Genomic DNA, 26,016 nt, shown 5'->3' with positions numbered 1-26,016 from the left:
TCGCGATCCGGCGGCGGACATGGCATTGCCGTGTCACGCCACGAGCTGCCCAGGCACACGGCCTAGCTTGGCGTGAAGATGACCTTGCCCTTGAACGCCGACGCCTGCGCGATCGCCTGCGAGAAATCCGCCAGGCCATAGCTCCCGACCACCGGTGCGCTGATCGCGCCGGATGCGACCATCGGCACGAGATGATCGTACATCCTGGCCAGGGCTTCGTCGGTTGCAGTCTTGCCCCAATGGCCGAGCCAGAAGCCGCGCACGGACACCTCATTGAAAATCACGCTCAAGGCCGAGCCGGAGAACGGCTGTCCGCTCATCGCGCTGTAGATGACGAGCACCGCCTTCGGCGCCAGGCAGTTCATCAGGTTCAACGTGGACGCGCCGCCGACGACGTCGAGCGCCAGCAGGATCGGCGCCCCGCCGGTCTCCTTGGCGACACGCTTGGCGAGATCCGGTCCGTCGACCAGCACGACATCGCCGCCGACCGACTTGACCTCGTCGACGACCTCCTCGCGCCGGACGACGTTGACCGTCTTGAGTCCGAGCGATTTGGCGACGGCGATCACCGCCCGCGCCGTCGCTGAATTGGCGCCGTTCTGGATCACCCAGCCGCCGTGCGGGATCTTCACGAAATCGGTCAGCAGCAGATAGGCGGTCGCCGGGTTGACCCCGATCATCGAGAGTTGCTGGACGTCCGCTTTCTCAGGCAACGGCCGCTGCCACGACGCCGTGAACTTGACGCGTTCGGTCCAGGTCGGGACCGTGAACGGAATCAGCGTGCGATCGTCGACCTTCAGGTTCTTGACCTGCGATCCCGCGGCGACCACCCGCCCGACACCCTCGATCCCGAGCGTCGCCGGCGGCGTCGGCAGATAGCCGTAACGCCCGGCGATGATCATGAAATCCGAGTTGTTGATCGGCGCAGCCTCGACGGCGACCACGACCTCGTCGGGGCCGGGGCTGCCCACGTCGGGCACCTCATTGAGCTTGACCACATCCTGAGCACGTCCGAACGCAACGACCTGAACAGCCTTCATGGCACGATCTCCCGGTTTCGTTATGTACCAGTAAGTACAGAATGTGGATGACGTCAATGGCCCCGATCGCCTTCACAGCAAGGTGAAGGCTTCACATCCGACGCGGGAGTACATAAAAGGGCGGTATGGCAAGGCCGCGCAGCTTCGATCCGGACGACGTCCTGGAAATCGCCCGTCAGGTGTTCTGGCAGAAGGGTTTTCAGGCGACCTCGCTCGACGAGATCACGGCGGCGAGCGGCGTCGCGAAGCCCAGCCTCTATGCGGCGTTCGGCGACAAGAACGCGTTGTTCCTCAAGGTGCTGGACCGCTATCACGACGGCATCCTGGGCTGGGCCGAGCGCGTGCTGACGCAGCCGGGGCCGGCCCGTGAGGCGATCAGGCAGTGGCTCACCGGCTTCATCCCCTACTGCTCGGGCGAGAAGGGACAGCGCGGCTGCCTGTCGATCAATTCCGCGACCGACGGCTCGCTCGATCAGGCCGAGCTTCGCAAGAGCATCGAACGCTACAACCGGCGGCTCGAAGAGCTGTTGCGCGCGCGGCTGCGCGCCGACCGCGCCGAGTTCAGGAAGGGTTTTGATCCCGACGTCACCGCGCACACCATCATGGTGGTGCATGCCGGACTGCTGGCGCTCGCGCACCAAAGGCCGGATTCGAAGCGGGTGAAAGCCGTGATCGACCAGGTGATGGGCCTGCTCGCCTGATTTTGCCGGCACCCGGCCCTGGCCCGACGGCACACAGTGCCTCGCAAGAATGTGAATATATTACGATCGTCATGTTATTGATGTCGCGTGCGTGATGACCATGTCCGGATTTGGCTGCTGGGCCTTTCCGGATCTGGGGATCAGATGAACAAACCGTTTTGGCGTGCGACGCTTTTTGCCATCACCGGCCTGTTGGCGCTGCCGGCGATCGGCCCGGTGCAAGCCCATGATCACCAGCATCCCGAATTGAACGGCTGGTATGAGAGCCTGCACAGCGGCAAGGGACCCTGCTGCGACGGCAGCGACGCGCAGCGCGTGGATGATGCCGATTGGGACACCAAGGACGGCCACTATCGCGTCCGCCTCGAGGGTGAGTGGGTCGACGTTCCCGAGGACGCCGTCGTCGCCGGACCAAACCGCGCCGGCCGCACCATGGTCTGGCCGTATTACCTCGATGGCCACCCGCGGCCGCGCTGCTTCATGCCGGGCAGCATGGGCTGAACGTCAGCGAAGACGCCGCGCGGGTCGACGAACTCGGTTGATCAAAGATCCAGCTGGATTCGATCCTCGCCGTCGCCATCCGGCTCCGCCGGGACAGCGCAGCAGATCAGCACCTCGTCGTCAGCGACCTCGGCAGTCGGCTCCTTCAGATAGGTTACGGCGCCTGCCAGCAACCTGGTTCGACAGCTTCCGCAATTGCCTTCCCGGCAACTGAACGCCGGGCTGAGACCGCGCTGCTCCGCCAGTTCGAGCAGCGTTCCGGATTCCGGCGTCCAGCGTGCTTCCTTCATCGATGCGATGAAGGCAACCGGAACCGGCGTGGTCGCAGCCGGCCGGCGCGGCGGCACTGTTGTGACCACGTCCGGCTTCCGCACCAGCGACGACGGACCAAATGCCTCGGCGTGAATCCTGCCGTCGGCAATGTTGTAGCCGCGCAGGGCGTCATAGAGCGATTGGGTGAACTGCGGCGGCCCGCACAGATAGAAATCGTAATCGTTGAACGGCAGGATGCGCGACAGCAGTGCCATGTCGATCCGTCCCGCGGCGTCGTAGTCCGTGCCCTGCTCGGCGCCATCGACGTCACCGAGGACGCGGACGATCCGGACTGCGCCACCGGCGGCATCGGCCAATTGCTGCAACTCGCCGCCGAACGCGCGCTCCGCCTTGGCATGCGCGGCCTGGAACAGGAAGGTCGGCCGGATGCCGCGGGTGCGCAGCCCTTCATAGACCACGTGATGCAACATCGCGAGCATCGGCGTGATGCCGACGCCGCCGGCAAGCAGCACGGCGGGCCGCTTCTCGCGCGCATCGATCGTGAAGCCGCCGCTCGGCGCCCGCGCCTCGATGATGTCGCCGACATGGATCGTGTCGTGGAGATGTCGCGACACCAGGCCGTCGCGCTTCACGCTGATGCGGTACATGCCGTCCGACGGTGCGACCGACAGTGTGTAGGTGCGAATGACCGGCTTGCCGGAGCCGGGCAATGTGAGGCGGATCGGCAGATGCTGTCCGGCCTGGTGCGGCAGCAGCCCGGCGCCATCGTCCGGCTGCAGATGAAACGAGCGGATCGAACGGCTCTCGTCGACGATCCCGGTGACCTTGAACGGGCGCCACTGCGTGGCGCGCTCGGCCGCGCGGAGCCGGTCGGCGGCCTGCGCCCAGTCGCCGGTCATCAGTGCATTCGGCGACCAGCCCGCGTTCTGGAACGCCCAGCGCAGCGGCAGCGCGCCGCGCCTGCGCACCACGCGGCGGGCGCGGAAGCGCCAGAGCCGTTCGGCGCCCTGGAACGCCGCGATCTCCGGCGAGTCCAGGATCACCTCGGCATCGCCCGTCAGTTGCAGCATGTCGCCGGTTTCGAAATCGACGAACACCAGCCCGGCCTTGCCGTTGACGAGGATGTTGCCGAGCGTGTTGAAGAACAAATTGCCGGCGAAATCGGGGACAGTCAGCGTGCCGTCATCGCCAACACGAACGAAACCCGCTCTGCCGCCGCGATGCGAGACATCGACCTGGCGACGGTCCTCGCGCTCGGCATAGGACGCCACGAAGAACGTATCCGCCGCCGCGATCGTGTCGCGCGCCGCCTGATCGAGCGTCGTGCCTTGCTCGACGTCTCCGGTGAAAGCTGCGTCCGGCTCGCGCACGAAGGCAAAATCGCGGAGCTGCATGTATTGCGGACAATTGCCAAAACTCTGGTCGAGTTCGAAGCTGAGCACCTTGCCCGACGATGCACGGAGCAGCCCGTTGGCACGGTTGCGGCGCCGCGTGTGCAATTCGATCCCCAACAGTCCGATCGCATCGCCGTCAAGCATGCCCTCGCTTGCGGGATCGCTGGGCTCAGGCCGCGCATCGATCTCGAGGCTGCGCGGCGTCGGCGACGAGATAAAGCCGGGCCGGCCGGCCAACAACGAGGCCCACGCGTCGCCGCTCCGGTCCACGCTGCCGACCACGATGAAGGGAATCTGCGCGAAGAAATCGCGATGCTGGTCGGGCATGAAGTCCCGCACCGCGCGCTGGCCGACACCCGCCATCTTCTCGGCGACGCCAACCTTCTGCTGGATCGCCATCTCGCCGGCATGCCAGGTCGCGAGCTTGCTCTTGGTTCGCCTGTCGCTCATCGCATCGCCCTCCCCTTCGGGGTTGGACGGGCGCGCCCGCGGGCACGCCCGGTCAGCACGTCACGCAGCTGCCACCAGACCGGCGCGCGTCTTGGCAAAGGGCACGAAGCCCGGCAGCGCCTCGATCCGGCGCAGGAACGCGTTGACGCGCGGATAGGCGGAGAGATCGACATTGCCTTCGGGCGCGCTCGACAGATAGCTGTAGAGCGCCACATCAGCGATCGTCGGCTGCGCGCCGACCAGCCAGTCACGATCGGCGAGATGGGCTTCGAGCCGCTTCAGCAGCACACGGGCGCGCGCGATCACGTCGTCCGGATTGTGCTTCGCGCCGAAGACCGTGATGAGCCGCGCCGCGGCAGGCCCGAACGCGAGATCGCCGGCGGCAACCGACAGCCAGCGCTGCACCATGGCGGCGCCCTTCGCATCCTGTGGCAGCCAGTCGGTGCGGCCGAGCTTGGTCGCGAGATAGACCAGGATCGCGTTGGAATCGGCAATGATGGTGCCGTCATCGTCGAGCACCGGCACCTGACCGAACGGATTGAGCGCGAGGAATTCCGGCGTCTTCTGCGCCGCGGATTTGAGGTCGACGTCGACCAGTTCGTGCGGAATTCCGAGCAGGGAAATGAACAGGCGCGCGCGATGCGCGTGACCGGAGAGAGCAAAGTGATAGAGCTTCATGGTGCCGTTCCTGATGTCCTGGACGGGTTCATCCCGGCCGCGACCTCAAGGTGGCCCATTGCACCTCACATTATAATCACTGACAGCAGCACTTCATTATTGCATATTACGCAATAAATACTCTCCGGTCATGGCCGGGCTTGTCCCGGCCATCCACGTCTTTTCTGCAGCAAAGCAAGACGTGGATGCCCGGGACAAGCCCGGGCATGACGGCGAAATCCGGGGCAGCCCGTTACACCTCGACGATCACGTAATTGTCCTCGATGTGCACCGGAAACGTCTCGGCGACATACGGCCCCTTCTGTAATTCGGCGCCGCTCTCGACCGCGACCGGATAGGAGCGAATCCTGAACCGCTTGGGATCGAACCAGGACTGGCCGTTGCGCATGTCGAATTCCCAGCCGTGCCACGGACAACGCAGCATCTCGCCGACACGGTCGCGCTGATAGATGCCGGGCTCCGGCGAAGTCAGGCGCGCCACGCAGGCCGCCTTCTCCAACGGCGCGCCCTCATGCGGACAGCGATTGAGCAGCGCGAAGAACTCGCCATTGACGTGGAACACGACGATGTCGCGGCCCTCGAGGCCGAACACCTTGTTGCAGCCTGCAGGAATCTCGCTGATGCGCGCGACGATGTGACGGGCCATCGGTGTCCTAAAACTTGTAAACCGCGCGGGCATTGCTGTTGAAGATCTTGCGCCGCTCGGCGTCCGTCAGCGGCGTCTTGAAGGCGAAGCGCGCGTCGTCATAGTCCCAGTGCGGATAGTCCGACGAGAACAGCAGCCGGTCGATCCCGACCCATTCGATCAGCTGGCGCAGGTGCTTCGCTTCATCCGGCTCGTCGATCGGCTGGGTCGTGAACCAGAAATGCTGCTTCACATATTCGCTGGGCTTGCGCTTCAGATGCGGCACCTCGCTGCGGAAGCGCTCGAAATGCTGGTCCATCCGCCACATCGTGGCGGGGATCCAGCCGAAGCCGCCCTCGATGAACACGATCTTCAGTTTCGGGAAGCGCTCGGGAACGCCTTCCAGCACGAGGCTGGTGAGGTTCGAGGCCACCGTATGCGCATTCGACTGATGCTCCTCGCAATAATAGGACGGCCAGCCGCCGCCGGTCGGCGCATGCCCGCCATAGCCGCCGACATGGATGCCGAGCGGAAGATCGAGCTCTTGCGCGCGCTCGTAGATCGGCCAGTAGCGGCGGCGGCCGAGCGGCTCGTTGGCGCGCGGCGAGACGTTGATCTGGATGTACTCACCGGTTTTGGCGCAACGGTCGATCTCGGCGAGGCCGAGGTCGGAGCCGTCCTGCCCGACCAGGATCGAGGCCTTCAGCCGGGGATCGCGGTGCGCCCAGAAGGCGAGCTGCCAGTCGTTGATGGCGCGCTGGATCGCGGCGCCGAATTCCAGATTCTGCTGCGAGAAGATGAAGAGGTCGAGCACCTGCAGGATACCGAACTCGACATCGAACGGATCGAGATGCTGCTTGCGCATGAAATCGAGGTCGGAGCCGGGCACGCCGCCGGTCGGAGGCCATGCGTCGCGCCGCGCGATCAGCGGCGAGGAGCGCGGATACGGCGTGGTGCCGATATAGGGCGTGCGCAGATGGCTGCCATATTCCTTCAGATGCTGCTGCCAGCGTTTTGGCAGGAACTCGTTGAGGTCGCTGTGTGCATGAATGCTCGGATGGATGTCACAATCGATGATCTTGAGCCGCGTCGCGGCGGTGATCTCCTGGTCGAGCATCGGGCGGTCGATGACGTCACTCATGCGATCCTCCATTTGGCTTGGCGCATGATCTGTTCGGAAAACCGGTTCCCACTTTTCCGGATCATGCGCGCGAATTACGAGTCGAGCTTCAGGCGCGGGAACGTTTCAATCGGGTTGTCTTCGCACATCCGCTTGACGAGGCTATCAGGCAGATGCGGCGGGATCGGATCGTCGCCGTCGAACTGCCAGTGCGGATAGTCGGATGCGAACAGGAACATCTTGTCGGAGCCGATCTGGTCGATGATGTCGGCGACGCCGGTTGCATCCATCGGCGCGTCGAACGGCTGCATCGTCACGCGGAAATGATCGCGGATGATCGCACCCGGTTCGCGCTGCACCCACGGCACCTCGACGCGGACGCCGCGCCAGGTCTTGTTGGCGCGCCACATGAAGGCCGGCAGCCAGCTGACGCCCGACTCCATCAACACGACAGTCAATCCCGGATACTTCCCGAACACGCCCTCATAGATCAGGCTCAATGTCTGCGCCTGGAACGCCTGCGCTTCGGCCAGATAATATTCGTAACGATAGGACGGCCAGCCGATCGAGCTCGGCGCGCCGCGGTAGGCGCTGCCGGCGTGGATCGCGATCGGCAGTCTGTGTTTCTCCGCGGCCTGATAGATCGGCCAGTAGTGCCGCCGCCCGAGCAGCATCTCGCCCTGCGAGGGCACCAGCACGGAGACAAAGCGATGATCGCCGGCGCGGCGCTCGATCTCCTCGACTGCAAGATCCGGTGCCTGGATCGGCACCACGATCGAGGCGCGCAGCCGCGTGTCCCTGGCAAGCCACTCCGCCGCGATCCAGTCGTTGATCGCCTTGCAGAAGTCCGCCGCCATGTAGGGATCGAACACCGCCTGCGCGCCATAGACGACGTTGCAGATGGCGTGGCTGGCGCCGAGCTGGTCGAACGCGCCGCGCTGCACCATGGCAAGATCGCTACCGGGCTTGCGGCCGTCGGCCGGCCGCCAGTCGGCGCGGCCCGACAGCGGCATCGACGGCGGATAGGAGTTGAGATCCAGCCCGTCGATGGCGCGGCTGACCACCTGTTCCTTCCAGTGATCGCTCAGATAAGGCAGCAGCGTAGTGCGCGTTCCCCCCACCGCGGGATGGATGTCGCAGTCGATGCGCGTGGCCGCCATGATGCTCCCTAGATGTTCCGTTCCTCGGACTGAACTTCTTGTCTTGGTTGTTGGCGACATCGCTGCCGCAGAGCGGACTGTGACGCCGATGGCGCGATCGTGCAAGCGGGTCCACGCGGGGCCGCCCTGCCCTGTGCGCGCACCGCCCTCACGCGAAGTTGCGGGATGGCATGTGAACGGCATCACCCATTCAGGTCACTAGGCGTGCTAGCGATTCCGCGCCACGGAAAGCGCAGATACAGGAGACGAGAATGAGACTTGGAATGAGGCTTGGCCGATTGACGATCCTCGCATGTTCATTGTCGCTGGCCTCGTCCGCCGCATCGGCCGCGCCTGCGACCACGTCCGGCTCGGTTGCGCTGGCGCTCGCAAGCGTGGTGGCGCCGTACTCGTCGCTACCGGCCAAGAAGAAGAAAGCGGTCGCCGCATTCTTTGGCGGCAACAGCAATGTTCACGTCACCGGGAAGATCACCGTCACGGCCGACAAGGTCGTCTGCCGCGCCAGCAATGTCGACATCACCTCGCGCTCCTGCGCGCTGACCTTCGGCAGCAGGACCCGCACCGTAAAGGGCCGCGAGGCCAACGCGATCTACGCGACCGTGGCGCTCGCCGGCGTGCCGCCCGACGGCGCCGCAGGCACGATCTACGAGGCGCTGTCGAAACTGTCCTGCACGCTCGATCCCGGCGTGATCAAGGACAAGGCCGGCGGCGGCGCCGACTGCAGCTTCGAGCCGGGGAATTAGCCGCCGCGTTCAATCTCCCACCACGACGCCCAGCCTCGCGGCCACGCGGCGTGCGGTTTCTTCCCGCTGCGCCGTGATCGCGCGTACGGCCTGGCGCGACTGCTGCAGGATCTCGGGTGGCGCGGTCTCCGGCGTGCCGCTGTCGAACGGCGGCTCCGGCGCATACACCATATAGAGCTGGATCGCTCGTGCCGCATCGTCGCCGCGCAACTCAGCCGCGAGCCGCAATGCGCCATCGATGCCTGCCGTGACTCCGGCGGTAAAGACAAAGCTTCCGTCCACCACCACGCGTTCGTTCACCGGCGTCGCGCCGAAGAACGGCAGCAGATGAAACGACGCCCAATGCGTCGTCGCCCTGCGCCCCTTCAGAAGGCCCGCCGCTCCGCAGATCAGCGCGCCCGTGCAGACCGAGAAGATGCGGCATGCCCCCGCTGCCTGCCGGCTGATCCAGCCGAGCACTTCCGCGTCCTCCATCAGGGCCTGCTGACCGAAGCCGCCCGGAACATGCAGCACATCGAGCGGCGGCGCCTCGGTCAGCGTCGCATCCGGTGTCAGCCGCAATCCCTTGATGTCGCGGACCGGCTCGGCGGTCTTGCCGTAGATGCGGTAGGTCGAATTCGGAATCCGCGACAACACCTCGAACGGCCCGGTCAAATCGATTTGATCGACGCCTTCGAACAGCAGTGATCCGATCCGCAAGTGGACATCATGAGCAATCATCGAACTTCCCTCAAACTTCGCGTGAACTTTCCCTGCACTATGGACAAAGCGAATCTAGCGCGGCACGTTTCGGCGATGACGCCAACCAGCCCACGTTTCCCGCCAAAAGGCCGCCGCCTGATCGAAGTGCTGGCTTACCCGGCGGTGCAATTGCTCGATGTCACCGGACCATTGCAGGTGTTCGCATCCGCCAACGCGCTGGCGGCCAGGGCAGGCAACGCCGAGCCTTATGAGGTCCGCGTCGTCGCCAAGGATGGGCCCACGATCGAAGCATCGGCCGGTGTCGGGCTCGCGGTGCACCCGCTGCCCGCCGTCAGCACGGCAGTCGACACGCTGGTGATTCCGGGCGGCGACGGCGTCAACGCAGCGGCGGCCGATCGCGCCCTGGTGGACTGGGTACGCGGACGCGCCGGGCAGGCACGCCGCACCGCATCGGTCTGCACCGGCGCGTTCCTGCTCGCCGCATCGGGTGTTCTCGATGGCCGCCGTGCCGCGACGCACTGGCAATTCTGTTCGGAACTCGCCGAGCGCTTTCCCGATGTTCGTGTCGAGTCCGATCCGATCTTCGTGCGCGACGGATCGTTCTGGACGTCGGCCGGCGTCACGTCCGGCATTGATCTCGCGCTGGCCCTGTTGGAGGAGGACCTCGGCCGCGCGGCGGCGCTTGCCGTCGCCCGCTATCTCGTGGTGTTCTTCAAGCGGCCCGGCGGACAGGCGCAGTTCAGCGAAATCCTGTCGCTGCAAACGACGGACGACAGGTTCGGCGCGCTGCATGACTGGATCAGCGGCCATCTGGCCGACGACCTCTCGCTTTCGACGCTGGCGAAACAGGCCGGCATGAGCGAGCGCAGCTTCAGCCGGCACTACGCCGATGCAACCGGGTTGACGCCGGCGCGCGCGATCGAGCGATTGCGGGTCGAGGGCGCCCGGCATTTGCTCTCGGAGACGCGCCTGCCGGTCAAGCGAATCTCGCAGCGCTGCGGCTTCGGGTCAGAGGAGACGATGCGCCGCAGCTTCCTGCGCGTGCTGTCGACCACACCGCAGGACTACCGCGCCAGGTTTGCGGGCTGAAGCGCACGCCGGCCGCATGGCCGACGTGCAATGACTGACGGTCCGGAGTGAATCGGGTCAGCCCTTCCAGGCATGGTCCTGCAATCCCGCCTCCAGCGGTGGATTGGTCACACTGCCGGTGTAGTTGGTGATGGTCGATGCCGCCACGATGGTGATCACTTCGAGCACGAGGTCCTTGTAGAACCCGGCCGCCAGGAATCGTTCGATCTCCTCGTCGTCGAGCCGACCGCGCTTTTCGATCAGCGACCGCGCCAGCGTCGAGAGCGCGCCGAGGGTCTTGTCGGCAGGCGAGCGGCCGGCACGCATCGCGTCGACATCTTGGGGATCGAGACCGGCCTGCAGGCCGAGCGCGGAATGCAGCGCGACCGCCCAGGTGCAGCCATTGGTCACCGCATCGGTGAGCAGCACGGTCTGGATCTGCTGCTCGGTGAAGCTGCCGCTGTGAACCTTGTCGAAGATGCCGATGAAGCTCTGGATCAGCACCGGCGACGTCGCCATCGCCGCCGCAAGGTTAGGGATCATGCCAAACCGCGCCTCGACGTCACGCAGGGCGGGCCTCGAGGCTTCCGGGGCGGAGTCGAGCGTATGGACAGGAAAACGTGCCATTGAACTGCCTTTCACCGTGGTGATTGAACCCGAGGCCGCCGGACGCAACCGAGCTGTTGCGATCGACGCGCGAACAACCGGGTTCGATGCAGGCTATCTAGCTGCGCCACGACGCGCGCGTTCGCCAAACTCCCCACATTCCACGCCATCCGCGGGGCCTGCGTCGACGTGAAGCCACGTCGCGCGACACTCCGTCAAACGGCGGCCCGATCCTTCACCCGTCGCGTCACGATGCCGAGCAGGCGGCCGAGCGTGCCGGCGGCGGGGCCCTTCTTGCGCGCCAGTGCGAGCGGCGCGACCAGGCCGGTGGCGCGGTCGAGGCGGAGATAGGACACGCCTGCGGTCTCCAGCCGCGCCATCGATTCCGGCACGATCGAAATCCCGAGCCCGGCCGCGACCAGGCTCAGCGTCGATACCATTCGCGTCGCCTCCTGCGCCACCTTCGGGCTGAAGCCCGCCGCGCGGCAGGCGGCGATGATGCTGTCGTAGAGGCCCGGTCCGGTCGGACGGCGGTAGAGGATCAGCGGCTCGTCGGCGAGCGAGGCCAGCAAGATCCGCCGGCGCGTGTCCTTGCGGGCGCGCGGATGATGATCGGGCAACGCCACCAGCATCTCCTCGTCGAGCAGATGCGTGATCGTCAGGTTCTCGAGCCGCTCGCTCGGCGAGCGCACGAATGCGGCATCGAGCCGGTCGGCCTCGACGGCTTCGATCAGATCGCCGGTCGAGGCCTCCTCGAGCGACAGCGTGATCGCCGGCGCGCGCTCGCGCATTTCGCGCATCACGCCGGTGACGAAAGGATGGAAGGCGGCCGACGAAGTGAAGCCGATCGCGAGCTGCCCTTCCTGGCCGCGGCTCGCGCGGCGCGCGGCTTCCACGGCGAGTTCGGTGTCGCGCAGGATCGCGCGCGCCTTGCCGACGAAGGCACGGCCGGCGGCGGTCAGCTCGACGCCGCGCGGCTGCCGGCGAAACAGCGGCGCGCCGATCGCGGTTTCCAGCGCGCGGATCTGCTGGCTCAGCGGCGGCTGCTGGATGCCGAGGCGCGCGGCGGCACGGGTGATATGGCCTTCCTCGGCGACCGCGACGGCATAGCGGAGATGGCGCAGTTCGATCATCAGAGCGATCCATATGCAATAGATATGCAAATTCCCGTATCCATATATTGGATATTTGGCACGCGGCCAACTAAAGTGAGCTCAACAACGAACAAACCGGAGCCGCCCCGCCGATGGACGCCATTCCCGCCGCACAGACCGCCAAGCATGACGCACCTGATGTCGGCGAGTTGTTCACGGGCTTCTTCATTCTCGGGCTGACCGGTTTCGGCGGCGTGCTGCCGCTGGCACGGCACATGATGGTGGAGAAACGCGGCTGGCTGACCGGCGCCGAGTTCACCGATCTACTCGGGCTCTGCCAGTTCCTGCCCGGCGGCAACATCATCAACATGTCGGTGGCGGTCGGGCTGAAGTTCCGCGGCATTCCCGGCGCCCTTGCTTCGATCCTCGGCCTGATCGCGGTGCCGACCGCGGTCGTGATCGGCCTCGGCGTGATCTATGGCCGCTTCGCCGACCACCCAGTGGTGCGTCATCTGTTCGGCGGTCTCGCCGCAGCGGCGGCCGGGCTGCTGATCTCGACCGCGATCAAGATCGCCTGGCCGTTGCGGCGCGATGTGCTCGGGCTTGTCATCGGCGCGCTCTGCGTGCTCGCGATCGCGGTGTTCAGATTGCCGCTGCTGCCGACGCTGTTGACGCTCGCGCCGCTCAGCATATTCCTCCGATCGAGGCAGGCGTCATGACCGCAACCCTGGTCACGCTCGCCCTGATCTTCGCCGAGCTGTCGCTGCTCGCCTTCGGCGGCGGCAACACCATTCTGCCGGAGATGCAGCGGCAGGTGGTCGACATCCATCACTGGATGACCGCGCAGGAATTCGGCGCGCTGTTCGCGCTGGCCCAGGCCGCACCGGGACCGAACATGATGGTGGTGCCGCTGGTCGGCTGGCATGTGGCCGGCTTCCCGGGCGTATTGGTGACCTCGCTCGCCAAGTTCGGGCCGTCGTCGCTCGTCACCGGCTTCGCGCTGCGGCTCTGGGAACGCTTCAAGGACCGGCCGTGGCGCCGCACGGTGCAGGCCGGGCTGGTTCCGGTCACCGCCGGCCTCGTCACCGCCAGCGCCATCGTCATCACCCATTCGTCGACCTCGAGCTGGGGCACCATCCTGATCGCGGCAATGGTCGCGATTGCGACCACCACGACCCGGATCCATCCGCTGCTCGCGCTCGCCGCCGGCGCGGTGCTCGGCCTCACCGGCATCGGCCAGCCCTGACGGCTGTTACGGCCCGCGGCGCGTGCGCGCTTTCGCCGCAATGGATGCAACGTCATGAGCGGCTATGTTGATGGTGCCATGATCGACATGTTGAGCATCGACACCCGCATTGCGCGCCTTGGTTTGCGCGCCGGACGTCTGCACGCAGGCACTTAGCCGGCCGGCGATCGCGCGCCGTCCGGATTCTCGTCGTCGTCAATTCATAACACCATCAAATCATTCGGCCTGTCGCGTCGCGCGAGACATCTGCGCGCCGGCAGCGCCGCGCCTGCGATCAACCGCAAAGATCATCCGACATGACCCGAACCATTCAAAACGACTTTACCGCTTCTGCATTGCCGCCGATCGTGATCACCGCGAGCGAGGCGCATCGCCTCAGCGCGCTGGCCGATTCCAGCATGGCGGTGTTTCCCCGCGTGGCCCAGTTCCTCGCCCGCGAGACCGACCGCGCCCAAGTCGTCGCCGACGATTCCGAACTGCCTGACGTGGTCCGCATGGGCGCGCGCGTGCGCTACCGCGACGACGAAACCGGCGACGTCAGGGAAGTCGTGCTGGTGTACCCGCACGAAGCCGACATCGCGCTCCGGCGCATCTCGGTGCTGACGCCGATCGGCGCCGCGCTGATCGGATTGTCGGTCGGCCAGACCATCGATTTCCAGACGCCGAGCCACCAGACACGCTCGGTGACGATTCTGGCCGTGAAGCAGCAGAGCTAGCGGCCTACGCCGCCAGATGGCACTGCCCCATCTCCAGCCCGTGCCGGCGCCCGCGCGCGATGCCCTCGGCGATCGCCTTCACGACGATCTCGGCATCGTCGGGGGAAAGATGGTCGAGCGGCTGCCAGGCGCGCATGATGTCGCGCGCGCGATCGAGGTCGCCGTAGATGGCAAGAAGAGGAAGCGATTTGATCGGCATGTCGGTGGCTCCCAACCGCAAATCTCGTGCGAGCCTACCTCAGCTGAACAGGTCGAGCCATGCGTTCGGCAGCCGCGATTGCACGCTTTGCCGAGCGCCGATGCATGGCGAGGGCGCTTGCCGCCCCCGCCAACACGTCGTTGGGTTACTCGGCGCCCGAGCCGCCCTGCACGATCTTTTCGTTCAGCTTCTGATCGACGGTCTCGACGGTGCGGTCGATCTCGGCGCTCGGCGTGCCGAGCTGATGCGAGATCAGCTTCACCAGCAGATCAACGCGCTCGATGAACGGCGCGCCGGCGGCGACCGCGCGGGCCGCCGAGGACGGCTTGAGCAGGCTCTCCGCCGCCTTGGCGTATTTCGCGAACGGCACCTGATCGGCAGGATCGGCGCCGAGCTTGCGCGCGATGCCGTCGACATGGTCATAGATCGCCTGTGAGCGCGTGAGGTCGCCGTGGACGGCGTCGCGGATCGATTGCGGTTCGGTCGGCGTGATGCAGCGATAATTGCCGGTCAATAGCATCGACCACTTCGCCAGCGGCACGAACAACGAATCGAACACCTTCAGCTTCACCGGAACGTCCTGGCCGTCGAGCGTCACCGCGTCGATGTCGGCTTCGAGCTCGCGCAGCACCTTGTTGTGCTTGTCGTCGGCGAAAACGGAGGCCTTGAAGTTGGTCGGCAGGCCGACATGCAGCACATTGGCCTTCTCCTCCGGCGGGCGGAAGGCCTGCGGATCCGGCGAGCACAGCGTGACGAGGCCCGGCTCGAAGCGCTCCCAGACCTGGGCGTTGGTGTAGGCCTCCTCGAGGTCCATGCCGGCGAGCGCGGGGATCCGCTTCAGATACGGCAGGGGCGGCATGTTCATGATCGACAGGCAGGGCAGCTTCGCCGCCGCGATCTTGATCATCAGGACGCGAACCGTGTGGTTGGTGTATTGCGGCTCCTGCATCGCAAGGCCGACCATGTCGTAGCGCGACACGTCGACATCGGCGGGCGTGACGGCGTCGAGCTTGCCCGGCAGGTCGCGCGAGAAGATCGAGCGGTGCTCCTTCTCGTCACGCAGCTTGACGCGCACCTCGGTGCCGTCGCGGTTGATCAGGTCCGCAGTGTTCTTCCGGCACACCAGGGACACGTTGTGCCCCGCCATCAGAAGCTTGGTCCCCAGCAGGGAGCCGTAGGAAGCCCCAAGAATCAGAATGTTGCGCGCCATGTTTCCTCTCTCAAAGACCAATCCCGGACCTCTTGCCGACGGTCCGTGGTATACCAGATACTTGTCTTACGATGTTCCGGCGATCCGGCCAAGCGCCTTGGCGCGCTGCTGCGGCCTGGTCGAATCAGGCGCCGATCGGCGTCCTATCCTGCTGATGACGCAGCAGTTTTTGTCCAGCGCGGCTCACCGGCAGCACCAGATCGTCCTCGAGCCGGACGCCGAGCCGGCCGGACTGACGCGTCAACCCCCGGACGGCGGTGTGGGCGACCCAGTGTGACCGATGGATCCGCACCCCGGTCTCCGGTCCCAGGGCTGCGACGGCGTCGGCCAGCTTGATCAGGATCAGGGCCTCGCCACGATCGGTGCGCACGCGGACATAATGGTCCTCCGCGCTCAGGGACAGGATGGCCGCGCTGCGGAGCGCAAACGGCAATTTCGAACGAAACGAGCAGCATGCATCCGGCGGGGACGTCGGCTGTGCCGGGTCGATGGCGAGATCGGCAGCTTCAGCGGGTACCCGCCGGAGGGCCCAGATCAGCGGGCCGAGGAACAGGTTGATGGACAGCACCTGCAGGGCGAGGTCGCGGTAAGTCACATAGGGCAGCACCTGGGGCGCCAGCAGCCACAACAATTGTTGAACGATCCAGCCGCCGACCGGCGCAACCGCCACCGCGACGCCGACCGCGGCCCAGAACGGCTCGGCGCCGGAGAACAGATAGCGCCGCACCAGCGCCGTCACGCCAATGACCAGGGTGGTGATCAACAACGCGCCCACAACGAAATGGACCAGCCGCGTCAGCAACCCCATACCGACATAGGTGCCGAACGCGCCCACGATCGCGAGCCCGACACCGGTCACCACCGGCAGCACCAGCGCGGCGTGGCGCCGCGGCAAGGCCATCGAATCCTGGCGGAAAAGTTCGGTGATGGTCATTGGCGAATAAGAATTGCCGTTCGCGAAGTGGACGTGGACCCGAGACCGCCCTTTCCTATAGCAGCCGGACGGTCGATCATTCGAGGACTCGCATATGAAATTTTCGTTGGTTCCGGCGGCTCGCCTTCCGCTGCTCTGCTCCTGCCTCTGGTCCTGTCTCTGGTCCTGTCTTGGCTTGCTGGCCCTCCCGGTCCTGGTGCCGCCCACCGCGGCCGAGGCGACCGAGGCGGGCTGGCGCCAGATCACGATCCCGGTCTCCGCCACCAATCCGGCGGCTATCCCCGTCGCACTTTATTACCCGACCCAAACGCCGGCCCGTGCCATCCCGATGGGCGCGTTCACGGTCCGGGTCGCGATCGGGGCGCCGCCCGATGCAAAATTCAAGGGCCTGATCATCATCAGCCATGGGACGGGCGGCTCCGAGCTCGGGCATACCAGCCTGGCGGAAGCCCTGGCCCGGCACGGCTATTTGGTCGCGGCCTTGCGGCATCCCGGCGACAATTGGGAGGATCATTCGATCTGGCAGCAGCCGCCGGGGACATTCTTCACCGAGCGGCCACGCCAGGCGTCGCGGGTGATCGATGCGCTGCTGGCCGACCCCGAATGGAAGGACAAGATCGCGACCGATGCGCAGGGTCCGCGCATCGGGGCGGTCGGACACTCCGCCGGCGGCTACACCGTGATCGCGCTGGCGGGCGGCCAGGTCGACCTGTCCCGCATCGGCGAGCATTGCAGAACCGACAGCAAGGATGATCCCTTGTTCTGCAGCATGGGGGGCAGTTCCAAGTCACCGCCCGCCGTGACATTGCTGCCGACGGCGACCGATCCGCGGGTGCGCGCGGTGGTGGCGATGGCACCGGCCGGCGTGTTCTTCACCGCCGCATCGCTCGCCGCGATCAAGATACCGACCGCGGTCTACGCAGCCGAGCGCGACCGCTGGCTGGTGCCGCTCTTCCATGCCGAATGGGTCGCACAGAATGTGCCGCACGCCGAATTTCACATGATCCCCAACGCGTGGCACTTCGCCTTCATGGATCGCCCAGGCACACCGATCCAGACCCTGGATGGCGACGCCGCGGCAGATCCGCCCGGCTTCGATCGCGAGGTGCTGCTCACGCAGTTGCGCAACGATCTGCCCGCCTTCTTCGACAAGGCATTTGCGCAGGAGTAGATGGCGACGCAGCTGACCGTGCCGGGATCGGACTCACGCAACGAGACGGGATCATGATGCGCGCCGCCGCGTCATGATCTCGTGCTCGGATCACGCGATAGGAGGTTCGTCGGACCAAATCGGCGATTGAAAGTCCCATGCCGAGAGGATTATCTCCCGTCAGGATTGGCATCCGGCAACCGGAAAGGGCATCGGAGCTTGCAAGTCGCTGCGCTGACAGGTCGAGCTGAAGAGATTCTGGTCGCTGCATCCCGGCTGTTTGCCCGCCATTCCTATGCCAATGTCACGATGGAGCAGGTTGCGGCGGCGGTACAGGCCGTGCCGGGCGCGCTGTATCATCACTTCCGCGACAAGGAAGACCTGATCTTTCATTGCTACCTGCGCGGCCTCGCGATCTACAGGCGCGAGATGGAGGCGGCGGCCGAGCCCGGTATCGACGGGCTCGAGATCGTCAGGCGCTTTGTGCGCGGCCGGCTGCGGTCCGAAGCCCAGCGCATGATCCTGTTCACCGATATCGATGCGCTGGCGGCGCCCTACAGCAGCGAAGTCCATGCCAAGCGCTGGCAGAATGCCGCCTGGCTTGCGGAGATTCTGGATCGGGGCGTAGCGGACGGCTCGATCGCCTGCGACGAACCGCTGCTCACGGCGGTGGCGCTCATCTCCATCCTGGACTGGGTTCCGTTCTGGCTGTCCGAACGCGACTACTACACGCGCCAGCAGGCGATCGATGCCATCGATGACATCATCACGCACGGGGTTTACCGGCGCGAGATCGCGGTTCCCGAGATGCCCGAACCGCTCAGCCTTGCCCCATTCCTGGAGTCGCGCGCGGCGTTGAACAAGCGGGCCGCGAAGTTCGACAGGATGCTTTCGATTGCCTCCGACAGCTTCAACCGCAGGGGCGCGTCAGGCACGTCGCTCGAGAGCATCGCCGCGGATGCGGGCATGACCCGCGCCGGCATCTACTATCACTTCAGCGAAAAGGAGAGCCTGTTGTTGGCTTGCCTGCGGCGCGGGCTCGCCGGCGAGATCAGCATCCGCGAGCACCTGCAAGAACACAGCCTCGGCGCATTCGATCACATCGTGCAGAGAATCCGCTTGCTGTTGATGCTGCACGACACGCCCTGCGGCCCGAAGGCGACCTACCACAACATCAACTATCTCAACGAAATTGACCGGAAAGCCTATGTCGGCGAGGTGCTGGCGACGATCCGGCGGGACCAGGACAGCTATCAGCGCTGGATCGACGAGGGCCGCTTCCGCCGCATCGATACCTACTTCGCCGAGCGTATTCTGACCGGAATGGGCCACTGGTATCCGATCTGGTTCAGGACCAGGCGTGACTGGTCTCCAGCCGAGATCGCCGATCATTTCGCGCGGTTGTTTCTCTCGGGACTCAAGCCGCGGCGACATCCGGCTTGAGCATCGGTTCCAAAATGCTGGGCGGGCGGGCGCAGGTCTCATCCGAAAGTTTACTGCTAATTCAAAACAGCGACCAATTCTGAGGACATATAGCCTATAACATCATACTACCTTCCGCTAAAACTTGACGCCATATTCAAGGCGAAAGTTGCGAAGGCGCGGCAATTGGGGTTATGAGACGGCCTCGATCGCTTAAGATCAATCAGAACATGAGCAAGGGAGGAACGCAGGATGCATAGGCTGATCGTTGCCGCCGCGGCAGCGCTGACGGTGTTGGGAGGCGCGGCGTCCGCGCAGGAATCCATCAAGATCGGCTATATCGATCCGCTCTCCGGCGGCGGCGCCAGCGTTGGCGAAGGCGGCCTGAAGACGTTTCAGTATCTCGCCGACGAGCTGAACGCCAAAGGCGGCATCCTCGGCCACAAGGTCGAGATCGTCCCGCTCGACAACAAGACCAATCCGCAGGAAAGCCTGGTGCAGGCGCAGAAGGCGGTCGACGCCGGCATCCACTACATCACCCAGGGCAACGGCTCGTCGGTCGGTGCGGCGCTGGAAGACTTCGTCACCAAGAACAACTCGCGCAACCCCGGCAAGGAAGTGCTGTACTTCAACTACGCCGCGGTCGATCCGAGCATGACCAACGAGAAGTGCAGCTACTGGCATTTCCGCTGGGATGCGAACTCGGACATCAAGATGGCCGCGCTGACCAACTACATGAAGGGCCAGCCGTCGATCAAGAAGGTCTATCTGATCAACATGGACTACTCGTTCGGCCAGTCGGTGCGATCGGAAGCGCGCAAGATGCTGGGCGAAAAGCGTCCGGACATCCAGATCGTCGGCGACGAGCTGCACCCGATGCTCAAGGTCACCGACTTCTCGCCCTACATCGCCAAGATCAAGGCGTCCGGCGCCGACACCGTCGTGACCGGCAACTGGGGACAGGACTTCGCGCTGCTGTTGAAGGCCGCGGCCGATGCCGGCCTCAAGGTCAACTGGTACACATATTATGCCGGCGGCGCCGGTGGACCGACTGCGATCAAGCAGACCGGTCTCGAGAACCAGGTGTTCCAGATCAGCGAAGGCGTCCCGAACTCCGGCAACAAGGCGGCGATGGATTTCGAGAAGGACTTCCGCGCCAAGACCGGCATTTCCGTGTGGTATCCGCGCGCCGTCAATGAGATGCGGATGTTCAAGGCCGCCGCCGAGAAAGCCAATTCGATCGATCCGGTGAAAGTCGCGGCCGCGCTCGAGGGCATGAAGTTCGAAGTGTTCGACGGCGGCGACGGCTTCATGCGCAAGGACGACCACCAGTTCTTCCAGCCGATCATCATCTCCTCGTTCGGCTCGCTGGCCGACAAGGCCAAGGAGCCGTTCGACGAAGAGAACACCGGCTGGGGCTGGCACATCGTCTCCAGGATCGACACCGATCAGACGGTGCTTCCGACCACCTGCAACATGAAGCGGCCCTGATCGGCCGCTGCAAGGCGCCTCCGCGACCACAGGGTTGCGGAGGCGTTCGCCTTCCGGCAGCGTCGTGGTGCCGTAGCTCATTTCATCGACAGGTTATTGATCACGTGAACCGTTCCAGTCTCAAGCGGGTGCGCCGTGGCTGAGCTCATCGTCATCTCGACACTCAACGGCGTGCTGTTCGGCATGCTGTTGTTTCTGCTGTCCAGCGGACTCACCGTCATCTTCAGCATGATGGGCGTGCTCAACTTCGCGCATGCGAGCTTCTACATGCTGGGCGCGTTCTTCGGCTTTCAGCTCACCCGCTGGATCGGCTTCTGGCCGGCGCTGGTGATCGCACCGCTCCTGGTCGGCGTGGTCGGCATGGGCGTCGAGCGCTACGGCCTGCGCAACACCCACAAGCACGGCCACGTCGCCGAGCTGCTGCTGACCTTCGGTCTGGCCTTCGCCATCGAGGAAATCGTCTCGATGATCTGGGGCAAGAGCCCGGTCGACTATCGGGTTCCGGCGGCGCTCGACTTTCCGGCCTTCACGGTGTTCTCCACCAACTACCCCGCCTACAAGATCTTCATGCTGGTGGTCTCGGTCGTGATCTTCATCGCGCTCCTGGTCACGCTGAAGCGGACGCGGGTCGGCCTCATCGTGCAGGCCGCGCTGACCCATCCGAGCATGGTCGGCCATCTCGGTCACAATGTCGGCCGCGTGTTCATGCTGGTGTTCGGCGTCGGCAGCGCGCTGGCGGGTCTTGCCGGCGTGATCGCCGGTCCCTCGCTGGTGACGCAGTCCGACATGGCCGCGCTGCTCGGGCCGATCCTGTTCGTCGTCATCGTGTTCGGTGGCCTCGGTTCGTTGCCCGGCGCCTTCATCGCCTCGCTCCTGATCGGGCTGATCCAGACCTTTGCGGTCGCGCTCAACGGTTCGCTCGCCAGCGTGTTCGGGCCGCTCGATCCGAGCCTCGGTGCCTCGCCGCTGACCGACATCTGGAACGTCACGATCGCGCAGATCGCGCCGATCCTGCCCTATCTGCTGCTGGTGCTGGTGCTGATCTTCCGCCCCATGGGCCTGCTGGGGACGCGCGAGTCATGAGCAACGCCGCTATCCCCACCTCCGCCGCGGCCAAAGAAGAGTCCGCCAGCGCCCTGAGCTTCTATGGCATCTGGCTGATCGCAGCCGTAGCACTCGTCGTGCTGCCGCTGATCTTCTCCTCCGGCGGCTCGCTGACCTCGTTCAGCCTGATCGGCATCGCGATCATCTTCGCGCTGTCCTACAACATCCTGCTCGGCCAGACCGGGCTATTGTCGTTCGGCCACGCCGTGCAGTACGGCCTCGGCGGCTTCCTCGCCGTGCACGCCATGAATGCGGTCGCGAGCCACAACTGGCCGATCCCGCTGCCAGTGATCCCGCTCATGGGCGGCATCGGTGGCATGGCTTTCGCATTGCTGGTCGGCTGGGTCATGACCAAGCGCGCCGGCACGGTGTTCGCGATGATCTCGCTCGGCATCGGCGAATTGGTCGCCTCGTCGTCGCTGATCCTGCGCAGCGTGTTCGGCGGCGAATCCGGTATCACCACCGACCGCACCTCGCTGATGCCGCTGTTCGGCTGGACCTTCGGGCCGCAGATCCAGGTCTACTATTTGATCGCGTTCTGGGTGCTGATCTCCGCGATCGCGATGTACGCGCTGACCCGCACGCCGCTCGGGCGCATCTGCAACGCGGTGCGCGACAATCCGGAACGGGTCGAGTTCATCGGCTACGATCCGCATGTGGTGCGCTATCTCGCCTACATGTTCGCCGGCTTCTTCGCCGGCATCGCCGGCGGCCTCGCCGCGATCAATTTCGAGATCGCCAACTCCGCCTATCTCGGCGCGACGCAATCGGGCCTCGTGCTGTTTTCGGCGTTCATCGGCGGCACCGCCTATTTCTTCGGTCCGATCCTCGGCGCCATCCTGGTGACCTATCTGCAGCTCGGGCTGACCAACGTCACCTCGGTCTGGCAGCTCTATTTCGGCATCATCTTTATCGCCATCGTGATGTTCGCGCCGGGCGGCATCGCCGGCATCTTGATGAAGCACCGTCCGCTGATCCGCGCCGGCACGCTTGGTGCCGTGATCCCGTCCTATCTGGTCGCGGCGATCCCGACGCTGGCGCTGGCGCTCGGCATCATCCTGAGCATCGAGACGGTCGCGCGCTTCTCGGGCGGCGACGCCATCAATCTGCTCGGCATTCCCTTCGCCGCCACGGCGCCGACGACCTGGGCGGCCGCCGCGGTTCTGGTGGTCGGCGGCTTCCTGGTCGCGCGCATCACCTGGCGACGCATTGCGGAAGCCTGGGATCGCGCCGCGACGGTGGCCCGTGATCGGGGGTATCTGGCATGACCGCAGCCATCGAAGTCAACGCCGTCGAGAAGAGCTTCGGCAACGTCCAGATCATCCGCGACCTCAGCCTGAACGTCGCCAAGGGCGAGCGTCACGCCATCATCGGCCCGAACGGCGCCGGCAAGTCGACGACGTTCAACCTGATCAGTGGCTACATCAAGCCGACCTCGGGCGAGATCCGTCTCAACGGCGAGGTCACCTCGGGCCTGCGGCCGTTCGAGATCAACCGGCGCGGGCTGTCGCGCTCGTTCCAGGTCACCAACGTGTTCGCCCGTATGACGGTGTGGGAGAACGTCCGCTGCGCCGTGCTGTGGGCGACCGGCCACCGCTACGCGTTCTGGAAGAATGTCGACAACCTCCCCGAGGTGAAGCAGCGCACCGCGCAGATCCTCGACGACATCCATCTCAGCCATCGCCGCGACGTGCCGGCGGGCTTGCTCACCTATGCCGAGCAGCGCGAGCTCGAGATCGGCATCACGATCGCCGGCGGCGCCAGCGTCATCATGCTGGACGAGCCGACCGCGGGCATGAGCCACGCCGAGACCGAGCGCGCCGTCGCGCTGATCCGCCGCCTCACCGAAGGACGCACGCTCGTGATCGTTGAGCACGACATGAGCGTGGTGTTCGGCCTCGCCGACCGCATCTCGGTGCTGGTCTACGGCCACATCATCGCCTCCGGCACCCCGGAAGAGATCCGCGGCAATCCGAAGGTCAAGGAAGCCTATCTCGGCGAGGAGGTCGACTGATGCTCGAAGTCAGGAATCTCCACGCCTATTACGGCAAGAGCCACATCCTTCAGGGCGTCGATCTCGACATCGCCGCCGGCGAGGTGGTGAGCCTGCTCGGTCGCAACGGCGTCGGCCGCTCGACCACCGTCAAGGCGATCATGGGCGAGGTGCCGCCGCAAGGCACCATCCGCTTCAAGGGCAAGGACATCGCGGGCCTGCCGAGCCACAAGATCGCCCGCCTCGGCCTCGGCTATGTGCCGGAGCATCGCGACATCTTCCCGAGCCTGACGGTGCGCCAGAACCTGATCCTCGGCATCAAGGACCCGCGCCGCCCCGGCAAGTGGCGGCTGCAGGAGATGCTCGACATGTTTCCCAACCTCGCCCGCCGCGCCGACACGCCGGCCGGCGTGCTGTCGGGCGGCGAGAAGCAGATGCTGACCACCTGCCGCACCCTGCTCGGCGATCCCGAATTGATGATGATCGACGAGCCGACCGAAGGTTTGGCGCCGCTAATCGTGCAGCAGGTCGGCGAGCTGATCGCGCGGATCGCCAAGGCCGGCGTCGCCATCCTGCTGGTCGAGCAAAAGCTGTCGATCGCGATGAAGATCTCGAACCGGGTCTACATCATGGGCCACGGCCGCGTCGTGTTCGAAGGCACCCCCGACCAGCTCAAGGCGAATGCCGCCGTCCGCGAGGAATGGCTGGAGGTGTGAGGGGGTTCCCCGCTCGTGACCGACGGCGGCGGATCACGGGACAACACCACATCCGGGCAAAGCGGCGCGGATCGGTTCAGGCCGGAGTGCGGGCGGGCTTCCTGTATTCCGCGGTCTCGGCGCGAAGCAGGTCGCAGAATTCGAGCGCAAGACGGCTGCGCGGCCGTTGCGACGGAAACAGCAGCACGGTGGTGATCTCCAGCCGCGGCGTGAACGGCTTGAGCACGATCCGGGCGCTGGCAAAATCCCGCGCCACGACGGGATCGACGATCGAGAAGCCCAGCCCCTGCGCAACCAGAGCGCAGCGCTGCATGCTGTACTGAATCTCCGCCACCGTTCTGACCTCGGCCCCGGCGTCTTCGAAGGCGCGTTCGAGGCGCGATCGGTGCGGCGCGCCCGGGGCTGCCGCAATCATCGCCTCGCCGTGCAGGTCTTTTGGCATGATCAATCGCTTGGACCGCAGCCGGTGCTGACGCGGCAGCACGCAGATGGCGTCGGTCGTCATCAGCAGTTCGTCGTCGACCGCTGCAAAGCCCGACTGGGGTCGCGCCAGCCCGACATCGCACTGGCCTGCAGCAACCAGGCTCCAGACCCGTTCAGGGCTGTGCACGGCGACCGACAGCATGATGCCGGGGTTCTTCCTGGAGAACTTGCTGACGATCCGCGGCATCAACGAATAGGTGAATGCTGGAAGGCAGGCGATCCTCAGCGTCCCGCTGCCCCGCGCGCGAATACCGCGCGCCGCACGCGCCAGATACTCCAGCCCGGCCTGGTTGCGCTCCACCTCATGCAGGAATATCTCGCCTTCCGGCGTCAACGTGACGCCGCCGCGCCCGCGTTCGAACAGCGCGAAGCCGATCTCGCGCTCCAGCCGCGCGATAGCGCGACTGACGAAAGGCTGCCCGATCCGCAGGCTCAGGGCCGCCTTGGTGATTCCGTTGTGACGCACGACCTCGCGAAACAGGTCGACGTGTCTCGGATTCAGGGACATGACCAATCCGCATATGAACTGCCATTCCGGTCATTTGACGGCATGTTGGTTCGATGCGTCAATAGGGCATGCAATTCGTAGACAGCCATGCCGCCTTGGCCACCGACCGCACCCTGCTGACCAGGATCTACGGTTCTGAGATCTCGCGGGTAAAGCCGCTCGGGGACGCCGGCATGCTTCGGCAGCTCGATCGCGGCGGCTCCGGCCAGGCGGCGGCCGCGCGCATGGCAACCACGCTGAGCTGCGCGAACGTCACGGCCACCTTCGCGATCGAGGACGCCGGGTCAGGCGACATCATCGGCCTTACCGCTTTCGCGGCGCTCGAGCCGGAGGAGAAGCGGGTGAGGTTTGCACCGATCTGGAGCAGCGGACGATTGGACGAGGTCCTGCTCATCAGCCATGTCGCGCATCTCATGACGCGGTATGCTTTCGAGGTGCTCGCCGTCGAGCGGGCCGAGGTGCATCTGGATTGGCGCCTGCGGCGTACGCTCGAGCTCTACACCGGCCTCGGCTTCCGCTGCGAAGGACGGCTTCGCGCCTATTTTGCTTGCGATGAAGGTCCATCCGCCGACGCTGCGGTCCTCAGCGTGGTACGCTCCGGATGGCCTGCCATCGCCGACCGACAGCGCCGGCTCCTTGCCAACGAGGCGTGGCGCTGTCGGCTCCCGTCCGATCGTCCCCCATAGCGC

28 protein-coding genes are annotated in these 26,016 nt (G+C 65.4%); 15 read left to right on the top strand and 13 right to left on the bottom strand.

What is annotated here, in order from left to right; translation table 11 throughout:
* Window positions 1-62 precede the first annotated feature (62 nt).
* Window positions 63-1,040: a 2-enoyl thioester reductase domain-containing protein gene (locus tag AAFG13_RS32385; protein WP_212313786.1), complete on the bottom strand. Its 978-nt coding sequence runs from the start codon at window positions 1,038-1,040 to the stop codon at window positions 63-65.
* Between the two features lie 125 nt (window positions 1,041-1,165).
* Here AAFG13_RS32385 and AAFG13_RS32380 point away from each other — a divergent pair, with 125 nt between their 5' ends.
* Window positions 1,166-1,741 carry a TetR/AcrR family transcriptional regulator gene (locus tag AAFG13_RS32380; RefSeq protein WP_342709319.1) on the top strand — a complete coding sequence of 192 codons (576 nt, stop codon included), beginning with the start codon at window positions 1,166-1,168 and terminating at the stop codon, window positions 1,739-1,741.
* A 144-nt stretch (window positions 1,742-1,885) separates the two neighbouring features.
* Window positions 1,886-2,242, top strand: coding sequence for a hypothetical protein (locus AAFG13_RS32375; protein WP_092123892.1), 357 nt, complete (start codon window positions 1,886-1,888; stop codon window positions 2,240-2,242).
* Window positions 2,243-2,283: 41 nt separating this feature from the next.
* Here AAFG13_RS32375 and AAFG13_RS32370 read toward each other — a convergent pair whose 3' ends face one another.
* The 5 genes from AAFG13_RS32370 to AAFG13_RS32350 all read right to left on the bottom strand — a co-directional run bounded on the left by AAFG13_RS32370 (window position 2,284) and on the right by AAFG13_RS32350 (window position 7,942).
* The gene (locus AAFG13_RS32370) at window positions 2,284-4,359 is read right to left on the bottom strand and encodes a pyridoxamine 5'-phosphate oxidase family protein (protein ID WP_342709318.1); all 2,076 of its coding nucleotides are present in this window, start codon (window positions 4,357-4,359) and stop codon (window positions 2,284-2,286) included.
* A 60-nt stretch (window positions 4,360-4,419) separates the two neighbouring features.
* Complete coding sequence (locus AAFG13_RS32365) at window positions 4,420-5,037, bottom strand: glutathione S-transferase (protein ID WP_342709317.1); 618 nt, start codon at window positions 5,035-5,037, stop codon at window positions 4,420-4,422.
* A gap of 232 nt (window positions 5,038-5,269) precedes the next feature.
* Complete coding sequence (locus tag AAFG13_RS32360) at window positions 5,270-5,683, bottom strand: Rieske (2Fe-2S) protein (RefSeq protein ID WP_342709316.1); 414 nt, start codon at window positions 5,681-5,683, stop codon at window positions 5,270-5,272.
* A 7-nt stretch (window positions 5,684-5,690) separates the two neighbouring features.
* Complete coding sequence (locus tag AAFG13_RS32355; protein ID WP_342709315.1) at window positions 5,691-6,803, bottom strand: amidohydrolase family protein; 1,113 nt, start codon at window positions 6,801-6,803, stop codon at window positions 5,691-5,693.
* A gap of 74 nt (window positions 6,804-6,877) precedes the next feature.
* Window positions 6,878-7,942: an amidohydrolase family protein gene (locus AAFG13_RS32350; protein ID WP_212313798.1), complete on the bottom strand. Its 1,065-nt coding sequence runs from the start codon at window positions 7,940-7,942 to the stop codon at window positions 6,878-6,880.
* 251 nt (window positions 7,943-8,193) lie between these two features.
* Between AAFG13_RS32350 and AAFG13_RS32345 the strand changes: the two genes are divergently transcribed.
* Window positions 8,194-8,685: a hypothetical protein gene (locus AAFG13_RS32345; protein WP_342709314.1), complete on the top strand. Its 492-nt coding sequence runs from the start codon at window positions 8,194-8,196 to the stop codon at window positions 8,683-8,685.
* A 9-nt stretch (window positions 8,686-8,694) separates the two neighbouring features.
* Here AAFG13_RS32345 and AAFG13_RS32340 read toward each other — a convergent pair whose 3' ends face one another.
* Entirely contained in the window at window positions 8,695-9,405 is a 711-nt protein-coding gene (locus AAFG13_RS32340) for a DJ-1/PfpI family protein (RefSeq protein ID WP_342709313.1), read from the bottom strand.
* Window positions 9,406-9,480: 75 nt separating this feature from the next.
* Between AAFG13_RS32340 and AAFG13_RS32335 the strand changes: the two genes are divergently transcribed.
* Entirely contained in the window at window positions 9,481-10,476 is a 996-nt protein-coding gene (locus AAFG13_RS32335) for a DJ-1/PfpI family protein (RefSeq protein WP_342709312.1), read from the top strand.
* 57 nt (window positions 10,477-10,533) lie between these two features.
* On the opposite strand, the gene AAFG13_RS32330 is transcribed toward AAFG13_RS32335, so the two are convergent.
* Entirely contained in the window at window positions 10,534-11,082 is a 549-nt protein-coding gene (locus AAFG13_RS32330) for a carboxymuconolactone decarboxylase family protein (protein ID WP_342709311.1), read from the bottom strand.
* Between the two features lie 194 nt (window positions 11,083-11,276).
* Window positions 11,277-12,194, bottom strand: a complete 918-nt coding sequence (locus AAFG13_RS32325) for a LysR family transcriptional regulator (protein WP_342709310.1) — start codon at window positions 12,192-12,194, stop codon at window positions 11,277-11,279.
* A gap of 113 nt (window positions 12,195-12,307) precedes the next feature.
* On the opposite strand from AAFG13_RS32325, the gene AAFG13_RS32320 reads away from it, so the two are divergent.
* From AAFG13_RS32320 to rnk, 3 genes are all read left to right on the top strand, one after another.
* On the top strand, window positions 12,308-12,874 hold the full coding sequence (locus AAFG13_RS32320; protein WP_342709309.1) for a chromate transporter: 567 nt from the start codon (window positions 12,308-12,310) through the stop codon (window positions 12,872-12,874).
* The gene (locus AAFG13_RS32315) at window positions 12,871-13,401 is read left to right on the top strand and encodes a chromate transporter (protein WP_212313814.1); all 531 of its coding nucleotides are present in this window, start codon (window positions 12,871-12,873) and stop codon (window positions 13,399-13,401) included. Before AAFG13_RS32320 ends, AAFG13_RS32315 begins: the two co-directional genes overlap by 4 nt.
* Before the next feature lie 296 nt (window positions 13,402-13,697).
* On the top strand, window positions 13,698-14,117 hold the full coding sequence (rnk, locus tag AAFG13_RS32310; RefSeq protein WP_342709308.1) for a nucleoside diphosphate kinase regulator: 420 nt from the start codon (window positions 13,698-13,700) through the stop codon (window positions 14,115-14,117).
* A gap of 4 nt (window positions 14,118-14,121) precedes the next feature.
* On the opposite strand, the gene AAFG13_RS32305 is transcribed toward rnk, so the two are convergent.
* The 3 genes from AAFG13_RS32305 to AAFG13_RS32295 form a co-directional block, all read right to left on the bottom strand.
* Window positions 14,122-14,316 (bottom strand): hypothetical protein, encoded by a 195-nt coding sequence (locus AAFG13_RS32305; protein ID WP_163162778.1) that lies wholly within the window; start codon window positions 14,314-14,316, stop codon window positions 14,122-14,124.
* A gap of 145 nt (window positions 14,317-14,461) precedes the next feature.
* A complete protein-coding gene (locus tag AAFG13_RS32300; protein WP_212313815.1) occupies window positions 14,462-15,526 on the bottom strand; it encodes a hypothetical protein in 1,065 nt (354 codons plus the stop codon).
* A 124-nt stretch (window positions 15,527-15,650) separates the two neighbouring features.
* Window positions 15,651-16,460, bottom strand: a complete 810-nt coding sequence (locus AAFG13_RS32295) for a LytTR family DNA-binding domain-containing protein (RefSeq protein ID WP_342709307.1) — start codon at window positions 16,458-16,460, stop codon at window positions 15,651-15,653.
* 94 nt (window positions 16,461-16,554) lie between these two features.
* Here AAFG13_RS32295 and AAFG13_RS32290 point away from each other — a divergent pair, with 94 nt between their 5' ends.
* The 7 genes from AAFG13_RS32290 to AAFG13_RS32260 all read left to right on the top strand — a co-directional run bounded on the left by AAFG13_RS32290 (window position 16,555) and on the right by AAFG13_RS32260 (window position 24,336).
* On the top strand, window positions 16,555-17,631 hold the full coding sequence (locus AAFG13_RS32290; RefSeq protein WP_342709306.1) for a dienelactone hydrolase: 1,077 nt from the start codon (window positions 16,555-16,557) through the stop codon (window positions 17,629-17,631).
* Between the two features lie 198 nt (window positions 17,632-17,829).
* A complete protein-coding gene (locus AAFG13_RS32285) occupies window positions 17,830-19,053 on the top strand; it encodes a TetR family transcriptional regulator (protein ID WP_342709305.1) in 1,224 nt (407 codons plus the stop codon).
* 231 nt (window positions 19,054-19,284) lie between these two features.
* Entirely contained in the window at window positions 19,285-20,523 is a 1,239-nt protein-coding gene (locus tag AAFG13_RS32280; RefSeq protein WP_342709304.1) for a branched-chain amino acid ABC transporter substrate-binding protein, read from the top strand.
* 135 nt (window positions 20,524-20,658) lie between these two features.
* Window positions 20,659-21,606 (top strand): branched-chain amino acid ABC transporter permease, encoded by a 948-nt coding sequence (locus AAFG13_RS32275; protein WP_173638683.1) that lies wholly within the window; start codon window positions 20,659-20,661, stop codon window positions 21,604-21,606.
* Window positions 21,603-22,895 (top strand): branched-chain amino acid ABC transporter permease, encoded by a 1,293-nt coding sequence (locus tag AAFG13_RS32270; RefSeq protein WP_342709303.1) that lies wholly within the window; start codon window positions 21,603-21,605, stop codon window positions 22,893-22,895. Before AAFG13_RS32275 ends, AAFG13_RS32270 begins: the two co-directional genes overlap by 4 nt.
* Window positions 22,892-23,641, top strand: coding sequence for an ABC transporter ATP-binding protein (locus tag AAFG13_RS32265; RefSeq protein WP_342709302.1), 750 nt, complete (start codon window positions 22,892-22,894; stop codon window positions 23,639-23,641). The genes AAFG13_RS32270 and AAFG13_RS32265 overlap by 4 nt, the downstream gene beginning before the upstream one ends.
* Window positions 23,641-24,336, top strand: a complete 696-nt coding sequence (locus AAFG13_RS32260) for an ABC transporter ATP-binding protein (protein ID WP_342709301.1) — start codon at window positions 23,641-23,643, stop codon at window positions 24,334-24,336. The genes AAFG13_RS32265 and AAFG13_RS32260 overlap by 1 nt, the downstream gene beginning before the upstream one ends.
* A gap of 76 nt (window positions 24,337-24,412) precedes the next feature.
* Here the strand turns inward: AAFG13_RS32260 and AAFG13_RS32255 are convergent, their stop codons facing one another.
* A complete protein-coding gene (locus AAFG13_RS32255; RefSeq protein WP_342709300.1) occupies window positions 24,413-25,327 on the bottom strand; it encodes a LysR family transcriptional regulator in 915 nt (304 codons plus the stop codon).
* A 95-nt stretch (window positions 25,328-25,422) separates the two neighbouring features.
* Between AAFG13_RS32255 and AAFG13_RS32250 the strand changes: the two genes are divergently transcribed.
* Complete coding sequence (locus AAFG13_RS32250) at window positions 25,423-26,013, top strand: N-acetyltransferase (protein ID WP_342709299.1); 591 nt, start codon at window positions 25,423-25,425, stop codon at window positions 26,011-26,013.
* Window positions 26,014-26,016 lie beyond the last annotated feature (3 nt).

Source organism: Bradyrhizobium sp. B124 (genome assembly GCF_038967635.1).
In the GTDB taxonomy this organism is placed as follows: domain Bacteria; phylum Pseudomonadota; class Alphaproteobacteria; order Rhizobiales; family Xanthobacteraceae; genus Bradyrhizobium.
This window is presented reverse-complemented; position numbering and strand designations above follow the sequence as displayed.

Bases quoted from the DNA above. Each gene is read 5' to 3' on its own strand.
- AAFG13_RS32320 (WP_342709309.1), top strand. From the start codon at position 12,308: ATGGACGCCATTCCCGCCGCACAGACCGCCAAGCATGACGCACCTGAT.
- AAFG13_RS32335 (WP_342709312.1), top strand. From the start codon at position 9,481: ATGACGCCAACCAGCCCACGTTTCCCGCCAAAAGGCCGCCGCCTGATC.
- AAFG13_RS32330 (WP_342709311.1), bottom strand. From the start codon at position 11,082: ATGGCACGTTTTCCTGTCCATACGCTCGACTCCGCCCCGGAAGCCTCG.
- AAFG13_RS32280 (WP_342709304.1), top strand. From the start codon at position 19,285: ATGCATAGGCTGATCGTTGCCGCCGCGGCAGCGCTGACGGTGTTGGGA.
- AAFG13_RS32345 (WP_342709314.1), top strand. From the start codon at position 8,194: ATGAGACTTGGAATGAGGCTTGGCCGATTGACGATCCTCGCATGTTCA.
- AAFG13_RS32360 (WP_342709316.1), bottom strand. From the start codon at position 5,683: ATGGCCCGTCACATCGTCGCGCGCATCAGCGAGATTCCTGCAGGCTGC.
- AAFG13_RS32260 (WP_342709301.1), top strand. From the start codon at position 23,641: ATGCTCGAAGTCAGGAATCTCCACGCCTATTACGGCAAGAGCCACATC.
- AAFG13_RS32385 (WP_212313786.1), bottom strand. From the start codon at position 1,040: ATGAAGGCTGTTCAGGTCGTTGCGTTCGGACGTGCTCAGGATGTGGTC.
- AAFG13_RS32370 (WP_342709318.1), bottom strand. From the start codon at position 4,359: ATGAGCGACAGGCGAACCAAGAGCAAGCTCGCGACCTGGCATGCCGGC.
- AAFG13_RS32315 (WP_212313814.1), top strand. From the start codon at position 12,871: ATGACCGCAACCCTGGTCACGCTCGCCCTGATCTTCGCCGAGCTGTCG.
- AAFG13_RS32290 (WP_342709306.1), top strand. From the start codon at position 16,555: ATGAAATTTTCGTTGGTTCCGGCGGCTCGCCTTCCGCTGCTCTGCTCC.
- AAFG13_RS32380 (WP_342709319.1), top strand. From the start codon at position 1,166: ATGGCAAGGCCGCGCAGCTTCGATCCGGACGACGTCCTGGAAATCGCC.
- rnk (WP_342709308.1), top strand. From the start codon at position 13,698: ATGACCCGAACCATTCAAAACGACTTTACCGCTTCTGCATTGCCGCCG.
- AAFG13_RS32365 (WP_342709317.1), bottom strand. From the start codon at position 5,037: ATGAAGCTCTATCACTTTGCTCTCTCCGGTCACGCGCATCGCGCGCGC.
- AAFG13_RS32340 (WP_342709313.1), bottom strand. From the start codon at position 9,405: ATGATTGCTCATGATGTCCACTTGCGGATCGGATCACTGCTGTTCGAA.
- AAFG13_RS32305 (WP_163162778.1), bottom strand. From the start codon at position 14,316: ATGCCGATCAAATCGCTTCCTCTTCTTGCCATCTACGGCGACCTCGAT.
- AAFG13_RS32375 (WP_092123892.1), top strand. From the start codon at position 1,886: ATGAACAAACCGTTTTGGCGTGCGACGCTTTTTGCCATCACCGGCCTG.
- AAFG13_RS32255 (WP_342709300.1), bottom strand. From the start codon at position 25,327: ATGTCCCTGAATCCGAGACACGTCGACCTGTTTCGCGAGGTCGTGCGT.
- AAFG13_RS32355 (WP_342709315.1), bottom strand. From the start codon at position 6,803: ATGAGTGACGTCATCGACCGCCCGATGCTCGACCAGGAGATCACCGCC.
- AAFG13_RS32350 (WP_212313798.1), bottom strand. From the start codon at position 7,942: ATGGCGGCCACGCGCATCGACTGCGACATCCATCCCGCGGTGGGGGGA.
- AAFG13_RS32270 (WP_342709303.1), top strand. From the start codon at position 21,603: ATGAGCAACGCCGCTATCCCCACCTCCGCCGCGGCCAAAGAAGAGTCC.
- AAFG13_RS32295 (WP_342709307.1), bottom strand. From the start codon at position 16,460: ATGACCATCACCGAACTTTTCCGCCAGGATTCGATGGCCTTGCCGCGG.
- AAFG13_RS32300 (WP_212313815.1), bottom strand. From the start codon at position 15,526: ATGGCGCGCAACATTCTGATTCTTGGGGCTTCCTACGGCTCCCTGCTG.
- AAFG13_RS32325 (WP_342709310.1), bottom strand. From the start codon at position 12,194: ATGATCGAACTGCGCCATCTCCGCTATGCCGTCGCGGTCGCCGAGGAA.
- AAFG13_RS32265 (WP_342709302.1), top strand. From the start codon at position 22,892: ATGACCGCAGCCATCGAAGTCAACGCCGTCGAGAAGAGCTTCGGCAAC.